This is a genomic window from Cystobacter fuscus, assembly GCF_002305875.1.
Taxonomy (GTDB): domain Bacteria; phylum Myxococcota; class Myxococcia; order Myxococcales; family Myxococcaceae; genus Cystobacter; species Cystobacter fuscus_A.
The window spans coordinates 5185897-5195025 of record NZ_CP022098.1; the positions used below are offsets into that span (position 1 = coordinate 5185897).

The 9129-nt window shown below is 67.7% G+C and carries 9 protein-coding genes; 6 read left to right on the forward strand and 3 right to left on the reverse strand.

The window, feature by feature from the left end:
* The first annotated feature begins 148 nt into the window (after window positions 1–148).
* Window positions 149–385: a hypothetical protein gene (locus CYFUS_RS21415; RefSeq protein WP_002625343.1), complete on the forward strand. Its 237-nt coding sequence runs from the start codon at window positions 149–151 to the stop codon at window positions 383–385.
* Between the two features lie 17 nt (window positions 386–402).
* Here CYFUS_RS21415 and CYFUS_RS21420 read toward each other — a convergent pair whose 3' ends face one another.
* Both CYFUS_RS21420 and CYFUS_RS21425 read right to left on the reverse strand, forming a co-directional pair.
* Entirely contained in the window at window positions 403–1908 is a 1506-nt protein-coding gene (locus CYFUS_RS21420; RefSeq protein ID WP_095986909.1) for a CAP domain-containing protein, read from the reverse strand.
* 8 nt (window positions 1909–1916) lie between these two features.
* Window positions 1917–2210, reverse strand: coding sequence for a DUF721 domain-containing protein (locus CYFUS_RS21425; RefSeq protein ID WP_095992147.1), 294 nt, complete (start codon window positions 2208–2210; stop codon window positions 1917–1919).
* Between the two features lie 126 nt (window positions 2211–2336).
* Here CYFUS_RS21425 and CYFUS_RS21430 point away from each other — a divergent pair, with 126 nt between their 5' ends.
* Window positions 2337–4541, forward strand: coding sequence for a carboxypeptidase regulatory-like domain-containing protein (locus tag CYFUS_RS21430; RefSeq protein ID WP_157758562.1), 2205 nt, complete (start codon window positions 2337–2339; stop codon window positions 4539–4541).
* Between the two features lie 42 nt (window positions 4542–4583).
* Window positions 4584–5462 carry a GGDEF domain-containing protein gene (locus CYFUS_RS21435; protein WP_095986911.1) on the forward strand — a complete coding sequence of 293 codons (879 nt, stop codon included), beginning with the start codon at window positions 4584–4586 and terminating at the stop codon, window positions 5460–5462.
* 71 nt (window positions 5463–5533) lie between these two features.
* Here the strand turns inward: CYFUS_RS21435 and CYFUS_RS21440 are convergent, their stop codons facing one another.
* Window positions 5534–6610: a TauD/TfdA family dioxygenase gene (locus CYFUS_RS21440; RefSeq protein ID WP_095986912.1), complete on the reverse strand. Its 1077-nt coding sequence runs from the start codon at window positions 6608–6610 to the stop codon at window positions 5534–5536.
* Window positions 6611–6912: 302 nt separating this feature from the next.
* Between CYFUS_RS21440 and CYFUS_RS21445 the strand changes: the two genes are divergently transcribed.
* The 3 genes from CYFUS_RS21445 to CYFUS_RS50755 all read left to right on the forward strand — a co-directional run bounded on the left by CYFUS_RS21445 (window position 6913) and on the right by CYFUS_RS50755 (window position 9128).
* Window positions 6913–7620, forward strand: coding sequence for an immunity 53 family protein (locus CYFUS_RS21445; protein WP_157758563.1), 708 nt, complete (start codon window positions 6913–6915; stop codon window positions 7618–7620).
* A gap of 165 nt (window positions 7621–7785) precedes the next feature.
* On the forward strand, window positions 7786–8688 hold the full coding sequence (locus tag CYFUS_RS21450; protein ID WP_157758564.1) for a hypothetical protein: 903 nt from the start codon (window positions 7786–7788) through the stop codon (window positions 8686–8688).
* A gap of 119 nt (window positions 8689–8807) precedes the next feature.
* The gene (locus CYFUS_RS50755; protein WP_157758565.1) at window positions 8808–9128 is read left to right on the forward strand and encodes a hypothetical protein; all 321 of its coding nucleotides are present in this window, start codon (window positions 8808–8810) and stop codon (window positions 9126–9128) included.
* Window position 9129: the final 1 nt, after the last annotated feature.

A 9129-nucleotide genomic window follows, 5' to 3' on the forward strand; every position in this document is an offset into this window, starting at 1 on the left:
CCCACCACCGGGAAGCTGGGTTGGTTGCGACAAGTGAATGCTGTTCTCTAGGGTGTGCGGCGTGTTGCATCGCATGACCTGAGAGGTTGTCTCAAAGGCTGAAGCGTGTCACGGGGGGACGACTGATTCACAGGGAGGGCGCTGTTCCATGTTCAAGCCGTGTCCGACTGATCTTCCGCAGACCATCAACCCCGAGGCCGGGCCGAAGCGTGCCGGTGTCGAGACCCACCGCAACCTCAACTGCAACTACTACGACAACTGTCTCGACGAGGCGGTGCGTCGTGGCTGGCAATCCTTCACCTGCGTGAAGTGCCAGCTCAACCAACAGGTGGCGCCTCCCCAGATGGGAATCGAGGCCTACGCCACCCAGCGCCGCGCCATCTGACGCGCGTGCCCATCGCGTCAACGGGTGGCGGCGTAGATGACCACCACCCAGTATCGCCCTTCTCCGTAGGTGGGAGAGTCGCCGCGCACGGTGCCCACACCCATCACGGTTGTCTTGCGATCCGCCAGATTCTTGGAATCTGGTAGCCGCGAGGGATTGTCCGTCACATAGAAATCCACCGAGGCGCTCCGGGCATTGTCATTCAAGGCCCGGAAGACGCGCTCGTGCACGGGTTCTCCCGGCAGTTGGGAGGGAGGCACGTTGGCGGCGAGTGCCCGCCGGGCCTGCTCCAGGGCGATGCGCTCCAGGGAGGGCAGACGCCGCAGGGGCGCCAGTTCATGCGAGGCACGGTGGGCGGCGAGTGCCTGGTACACGTCCTCGCGGGGATCCGCCGGGCGCGAGGCGCCACCGCTCGAGGCGAATACCTCGGTGAGCAGCACCTGGGGGCGCCCGTCCACCGAGTGGAAGCTCACCCCGAGGCCGACGTGGGTGAAGTGCGCGCCGAGCAGGTTGTTGCGGTGGCCGGGGCTGTGTTCGATGCCCGAGTGGGCGGCGAGCGCTCCGGAGGCCGTGCCCAGGTTCTCCCCGGACACGCGCGCCTGGGCCCCCGCGGCGCGCAGGCGGCTGCTCAAGTCCGAGCCATCCGGCGCCACGTGGGCGAAGAAGCCCTCGCGCGCCATGCGCTCGCTGTAGGCCTGGGCCACCTCCTCCAGGGTGCGATCAATGCTCAGCGGCGGCAGGCCCTGGGCGCGACGCAGCGCGTTGATGCGCTCGAGCACCGCCTCGCGCGCGGCCTCCACGCTGGTGGGCTCCTCCACGCGCGTGCCCTCGCCCTGCCGCCGCGGCGTGCCCACGTCCACGAGGAAGAGCGCCGCCACCTCCGGGCCCCGCTCCCCCCGGCCGACGACTTCCACCGTGTAGCGGCCCGGCTGGGCGAGCAGCAGCCGGGTGCAGAAGGAGGCCTCCGCCTGGCGCGTGAGGGCGGGGCGCTCCACGCGGCCATCCGGCAGGGTGACGAAAACCTGGGCGCCGCGCAGGGGGGCGGTGAACTCGCCGCACAGGCCCTGGGTGGTGGGGGTGTCGAAGACGCGAGGGAAGCGCTGGAGCGTGGCCTTGCGCTCGGCGAGCAGCACCACGAGGGCCGAGCGCGAGCCGTCCACCGCCACGCCCACGCCCAGGTGCGTGGCGCGCTCCTGGCTCAAGTCCTTGCGCTCGAGGATCGTCTCCAGGGCGTGCTCGCGCTCTCCGGCGCGGACGACATAGGAGCGGGGAGTGGGATCGGCGCCGCCCGCGTCGCTGATGGCCTCGGTGAGGGCGGGCTCCTCCACCGCGCCCGCGGGGCTGTCGTCGAGCGCCCGGCGCGCCAGCACGCGCGCCGCCTCGGTGAGGGCCGGATCCACCTGGGGGGAGCGCCGGCCCACGCGCTCGAACTCCTGGAGCACATGGCGCGCCGTGCGCTCTTCCATGTCGGGGGGCGTCAGGGGGGCGGCGGCCACGAGGGCGCCGAGGACGAGGGCGAGCATCGCTGGGGCTACTCCAACTGGAAGACGAGTGAGGACACCGCACCGGGGCCCAGCCGGTGGTTGAGCTGCTCGCGCAGCGAGTCCTCCTGGCGCGACAGGGTGTGTGCCCACTCCGCGCTGGCCACGGACACCACCAGGGTGCCGCCCTCGAGCGAGGCGGGCCGGGAGTGCCGGGCGATGGCGTCCCCCACCGTGGCTCGCCACACCGGACCGAGCGTCCGCCCCTTGCCGGACTGCTCGGCCAGGCGGGCCAGGACACGGGGAAGGAGCTGATCGAGGGTCTGCGGTTCGCGCCGGGCCATGGGACGCATCATCGACCGGGGCGAGCGGAATGCCAACGTCCGTTCTCCCCGGGGCGCTTCGCTCCGGGCCCGGCTTGACAACCCCCGAGGGGTGCCGCTTGCCTGGATGCCCCACCGGAGCCGCCGATGAATCCAGCCCGTCTTCTGGCGCGATGCGCCCTGCTGCTGTGGAGTGCCGTATGGATGGCCGCCTGCTCCGGTGACGGATTCTTCCCGTTCCTTCCGGATCCCGATGAGGAGACCCCCCTGCTGCCGGGGAGCTGCCAGGTGGATCAGGACTGCCCGGATCCCCGGCTCTTCATCTGCGACACGGCGGAAGCGCGCTGCAAGCCCGCGTGTCGCACACGAGAGGACTGCACGGCGGCGAGGCGGGGCACGGCGTACCGGATCTCCGCCTGCGACGAGAACCCGCTGGGCTGCCAGTGTGACGCCAACCAGTGTGTGGAGGCGATGTGCTCGGCGGACGAGGCGTGCGCGGCGTCGGGGCGGGTGTGCCGCGATGGGCGGTGCACCAGCGCCTCGGGGGCCCGGGCCCGGACGTGCCGGGTGACGCCGGACCATGTGGTGGGGCGGGTGGGATCTCGGGTGCGCTTCTCGCTGCTGGCCTGGGACGAGACGGGCGCGCCGGTGGCGGTGGAGCCCGCCGCGCAGCGGTGGACGGCGTTGGAGGCGAGCGTGAGCGTGGACGTGGGGGGCGCCTCCTCCTTCGTGTTGTCGGCGCCCACGTCCGAGGCGCGCGAGACGGTGCGGGCGGAGGTCGGGGGCGCGGTGTGCACGGCGCGCGTGCGGGTACTGGAGGCGCCGGAGCCGGGGCGGATGCGCGTGGTGGTGACGGACGAGCAGACGGGCCGCCCCATTGCTGGCGCGCGCGTGGTGGTGGCGGACGCGGTGGGGGCGGTGGTGGGCCAGGCCCTCACGGACGAGGGAGGGGTGGCGCTGCCGCCCGGGGGCGTGGAGGCGGGGAGCGTCTCCGTCTTCCACGAGGGCTTCGACTACCTCACGGTGGCGCATGCGGGGGAGACGGGGCCCATGGATTTGTCATTGCCCTTGAGGCGCAATCCCATCGAACGGATCGGAGGCTTCGAGGGCACGGTCCAGGTCTTGTCGGAGCACCTGACGATGGTGGGGGTGGTGGGGCTGTCCTCGCCGGACGAGGGGCCGAGCGCGGCGGCGTCGTCGCTGCTGGCTCCGGAGCGCCAGGTGGACTTCATCTCGGCCAGCCAGCAGCGGTTGGCGACGTTGCCCGCGGGGGCCTTCGCGGTGCTCGCGGGCTCCAATCTGCGGGAACTGGAGGTTCAGGGGCGTGGGAGCGCGGGGGTGTGCGACGAGGAGCCGCGCACGCGGGAAGGCACCTGTGGCGTGCGGACGGCATGGGGGCTCGGGGGCGAACTTCCCCTCAACGCGCTGCAACTGGGGGGAGGGGTGGACGTGGGTTCCCTGCTCGCGCGGGTGACGCCCTCGCTGGGCACCTTCAAGTCCTGGGTGGTGCGGGATGCGCGCTTCACGTTGGAAGAGGGGGCGGGGGCCTTCACGCGGCTCGCTCCCGACTTCTCCGCGGGGCGGAGCATGGCGCTGGGCTTTCCCTTCGTCCTGGACGTGCCCTCGCTGCCTGGCCACCAGGGCCGCTACATGGACCGCGTGTGGGTGCTGGGCTCGGCACGGGTGCCGGGACGGGGCGGAGTCCCCCTGGGCCTCGGCCTGGGGATGAACACGGCGCCTGCGGACCCGAACACGGACACCCAGCCCGGCCTGTCCGCGCCGGGGCTCGTGCGGGTGCGGATGGCTCCCACCCACCATGGGCTCGAGGGCAGTCCCTACGTGTTGCACCTCACGGCGTCCTCCCCGGAGGGGGCGGTGAGCGGGCTCATCCATCGCTCGCTGGCGGCGCTGCCCTTCGATCCCACGGGCGCGGCTCCGGTGGAGATCGAGGGTCCATTCCTGCCCGTCCCCGAGGGCGCGCGCTACTCCCCGGTGGACGACGAGGGCGGCCGGCGGTTGCGTCCCCCCCCGGCTCCGGCACTTCCCCCGGGCACGGTGCTGCGCGCGGTGTTCTCCAACAGGGCGGGGCGGCGGTGGGGGGTGTTGCTGGACGCGTCGAGGGACTCCGAGGGCGTGCGCCTGCCTTTGCCTCCCGCGCCGCTCGAGGATCGCACGTTCCAGGGCAACCACCTGGGCTCCTTCGCGTCGCTGGAGTTGCAGGCGTGGTCCCTGCGCGAGGGCGGGCTGCCGGACGGCGGGCTCTTGCCTCTGGAGGCGCTGACGCGAGACGAGAACCTGTCGCGGCTGGGAGAGCTGGTGGTTGCCTGGTCGGCCCTGGAGGCGACCCCCTGAAGTTGGCTTCCAGGGTTTCCCTGGGCTACCGTCCTGACGGTCATGGGTCAGAACGAGACCGTCGTCACGGTCATCTCGAAGATTTCCGAGCGGCCAGTCGATCTCGACGCGGCGCTGGTGGTGATCTACGGCCTGGAGCTGGGGCGCAAGTACGACCTGTGCAAGACGGAGACGCTCATTGGCCGCTCGGCCAAGGCGGAGATCCAGGTGGACCAGGAGTCCATCAGCCGCAACCACGCGTGCATCACCACGAGCAAGCGGGGGGTGTTCATCAAGGACCTGGAGTCGACGAACGGCACGTTCGTGAACGACGAGCCGGTGCGGGGGGAGACGCCCCTGTGCAATGGGGACCTGGTGAAGATTGGCCGGACGATCTTCAAGTTCATCGCCGGGGGGAACATCGAGACGGCGTACCACGATGAGATCTACCGGCTGACGACGATGGACGGGCTGACGCAGATCTACAACCGGCGCTACTTCGAGGAGGCGCTGGAGCGCGAGGTGTCACGCTCGCGCCGCTACGAGCGCAGCCTGGCGCTGGTGATGTTCGACGTGGATCACTTCAAGCGGGTGAATGATCAGCACGGGCACCTGGCGGGGGACTACGTGCTCAAGCAGCTCGCCTCCACGCTGCGCACGCGCATCCGCCGCGAGGACGTGTTCGCGCGCTATGGCGGGGAGGAGTTCGGGATGCTGCTGCCCGAGGTCGATGTCGCGGGAGCGGTGAAGCTGGCGGAGAAGGCGCGCCGGCTGGTGGAGAAACAGCGCTTCGAGTTCGACAACACCCTGATTCCCATCTCCATCTCGCTGGGGGTGGCGGTGCTGGGGTCGGGGCACCGGGACTCGGTGGACTTGAAGCGGGCCGCGGACGCGAAGCTGTACGAGGCGAAGGCGGCGGGCCGCAACCGCGTCTGCGCGTGATTTGATTTGTCATTCCACGCCATGCGCTCGTGGTTTGGCATTGGCATGGAGGTGGGTGCCACCGGGCTCACTCAAACATCCAGGGGCGCCTTGAATTCGCTGGCGGGCACGTGGACGCCGCCGCGCCGTCCCACCTCCACGCTGCCATAGCGCTCGGTGAAGATCGGCGGCAGTGGACGGCCATCCGGCGGGCACAGCCACAGCCGCAGCAGGTGCCGCCGGCGCTCGGGCTCTGGCCAGTCCTCGAAGGCCGTCCGATCGTGGAGGATTTGATGGTTGTGGATGAACTGCATGTCCCCGGGCTCGAGCCGCATCTCCAGGTGCAGCGCGGGGTCATCGAGCAGGGAGTCGAACAGATCGAGCGCCTCCACCTGCTGGGGCGTCAGCCGGGGGGAGTCCTCGAAGCGCTGGGCGGACTCGATGTAGCGGCGCTGGTAGATGCCCGTGAGCTCGCCCGCGTGGAAGTTGAGCACGGGGATGGAGAAGTAGGGCTTGTGGCCGGGCTTGTACTCGCTGCGGTGGTCGGTGTGGAAGGGCTCGAAGAGGACGCGGGAGAGGTCCGGCCGGCGCCGGTACATCTCGTTGTAGACCGTCACCGTGCTGGCGAGGCTGCTGAGCCCTCCACGCATGGCGGTGCGCACGCACAGCAGTCCCACGATGTCCGCCGAGTCCGTGTGATAACCCTGCCGCTGGTTGGTCTGGTAGAGGCGCGTGCTGGGGTTGTTGGCATCGTATCCCAGATCCTTCACATGCCCGAGCACGTGCCCCTGGGCGTTCTGTGACACGGCCGTGCCGAGATACGTGCCGAGCCCCCAGAACAGCGTGGCCAGCTCCGGGAGCGAGTAGCGCTGCGTGGGCAGGCCCCGGAAGAGGATGAAGCCGCGGCCATGCAGCAGTTCGTGCTTCACGCGCGCCAGGGTTGGCGCCAGCGTGGGCAGGACGAAGTTGTCCCGGGTGACATCGAGCACCGGGCGGGGCAGCCCGCGCACTCCGGCGAGCGCCCGGTCCAGCTCGGCGAGCTCGCCGGACGAGAAGCGGTGGATCCACGTCTCGTTCCGGGCGAGGTCCGCGCCGCGCCACGCGGCCGGCCCCTCGAGGACGCGGCCGGGCCAGATGCCAGGGGGAGTGGCTGTCGTCGAGGCCATCATGGGGCGAAGCGTTAGCAGCAATCGCGACGTCCGAACAAGTTGGAGGGACGCGAGAGGTCCTCGGGTACGATCAATCTCCGGGCGGCCCGGATCAAGCCTTGGCCGTTTCTTTCGGGAGGAGGTCGAAGTGCTCAAGGCGCTCTGGGTTCTTGCGTTTTTTCTGTGCTCTTGCAGTGAGATGAAGGAGCGCAGGGGGATGGTTCTGGTTATGGCGAGTGTCTTGATTTGAACGGCGAGCGGTGAGAATGAAAAACAGGAGTGGTCGTGGCGAACCGAGCGGTGAGGATCCGATGAGTCAAGGGGTGGTCGCACGGAGGCGCTACGACAGGGTTGACGGTCGCGGACACGTGGAGGTCGCGTTCTTCCAGCCCGAGCAGGACGGGGAGACGGGGGATTTTCGTTGCCCCTTTGAAATCAGTGGCCTGGAGGGCGTCGAGTCGATCCGCCAGCAGGCCTGGGGGGTCGATTCGGTTCAGGCCCTCCAGCAGGCGATGCAAGGGGCGCGAGTGGCGTTGGCGCCGCATCGTGAACAGCTCAGATGGCTCAGTGACTCGGACCTGGGCTTTGCCCGGTATGTGCCGAATGGCTTCGGACCTGAGCTGGATGCGCATTTCGAGAGGTTGATCGAACAGGAGATGGTCAGGCTCGCCCCGGCGATGAAGCGCCAATGGAACCAGGAAGACACCCTCTCCGATATGGAGTGGCTGGAGCAGTGGTATGAGGCCCAGTGCCGGGAGGAGTGGGCGCATCATCAGGGGGTGAACATCCAATCCCTGGACAACCCGGGATGGTTGCTCAAGGTCGACCTGCGTGGGACGAACCTGGAGGGGCGCATGGCCGATGCCCTGGTTCAGCGCACGAGGGAGCCTCCCTCGGAGACCAACGGGAATCAGGGGGGAGACGATTGGATGGAGTGCTCCATCAAGGAGGGGTGCTTCATCGGAGCGGGAGATCCCCGGAAGCTCCGAGCCATCCTGAACTGCTTCCGGGTATGGGCTCGCGCTACATGACAACCGCTCGAGTTGATTTCATCAAGATGCTAATGACATGAAGAAGGTTCATGAGGCGAGAGTCCTGACGTCGGGGTCAAGCGTGTCTCGGCCCGCGGGTTGGTGCACTGTCCACTCCCATGGGGTGGCGAAGATCGGAATTCGCATATGCGCCAGAGAGAGCCCTTGACCGAAGAGCAGAGGGAAGCCGCACTGAGGGACATCCGAGGACCGGATCCCGTCGCCATCGTCGAGGCGGCGAAGCTGCTTTCGGCGGACAGCTCGACGACGGCGCGGCTGCTCGAGCTGCTCGCCAGCGAGGAGCGTGTCGAGGTGCGACAGGGTATCCTTTATGCGCTGACCTGGCATGGCGACGTCAGCTTGTGGGACCTCATGATCCGGATTCTCTCGGACCAGAAGGAGCACCCCAAGGTTCGAGGTCAGGCAGCGGAGTGCATCTCCTACATGTTCGACAAGAAGGAGGGGAGTTCACAGCGCCCTCACGGCATACCGAAGGATCGCGAACCGGCGGATGTGCTCGATGCTGTTCGGGCAGAAGTTCATGCTCGGTCCGAAGGCAAGCTGTTCAACCTCCTGATGGAGTTCGTGTTCGGGCTGCGCGGGTACGACGAATTTCCTGAAGACGCGTTCGAGCGATTCACGTCACTTCTTGCTGATCCGGCATTCTGGAAGCACGAGGACATCTGGCCGTTCTTGAGAGAGATTGGGGACAGATGGACGCTTCTATCGTCGAGTCAGCGAGAGCAGCTCCGGCCGTTGTTGATTGCCAACTTCGACAAGGGTTCCAATCCGGTGGGGGCATTCGTCATCGGAGAGCTGCTTGGAGGCCGCTATGGCGACGAGGCCGCGCTGGATGCACTCTCGAGTCTGGCGGGGGTCGCGTCCATGCCGGCAAGAGCTTTCGTCCCGCATGGACTCGGAGTCCTCGCCAGGGAGACGAGGAACGGCAAATTGCGGAAGCGTGCTGTTCTCGTGCTTCGCCACTTGGAGAAGAGCGAGATTGAAGAAGTCCGCTCGGAGGCGGGTCTGGCCCTCAGGAAGATCGGTATCCCGGAAGTACACGAATGACTCACTCTTAGGCGCCGTAAATAAATAATGTTGCCAATGTCTATGATTGGCCTCCGAGTAGGCCGCTGAATGAAGGTGGTCAATTTATTCTTTTACAGTGCCTTACCGTGGACGCTGCCATGAAGCGGTTCATCGCCAATATCCGTCTCAGTCGGACTGAAGAGGGAGGAAGAAGTCAGCCCATTCCTCCGAGGACCTTTGGGTGCCCGGTCTTCTTCGAGAATGTCCCAGAGCTTCAGTCCCACGGTTATGATTGTCGGATGCTTCTCGCGGAATACGGAGAGCCCGTTCCTCCAGGTGGGGCCGTCGATGAAGTCGCTCTGCTATTTCTTGCAGCAGATGAGATCCTCTCCTACCTGAGGCCAGGTGTCAGGTTCTCGCTGTGGGAAGGCAAGACGATCGGCTCTGGAATCGTGGTCAGGATTGAGGATGCACCTTGAT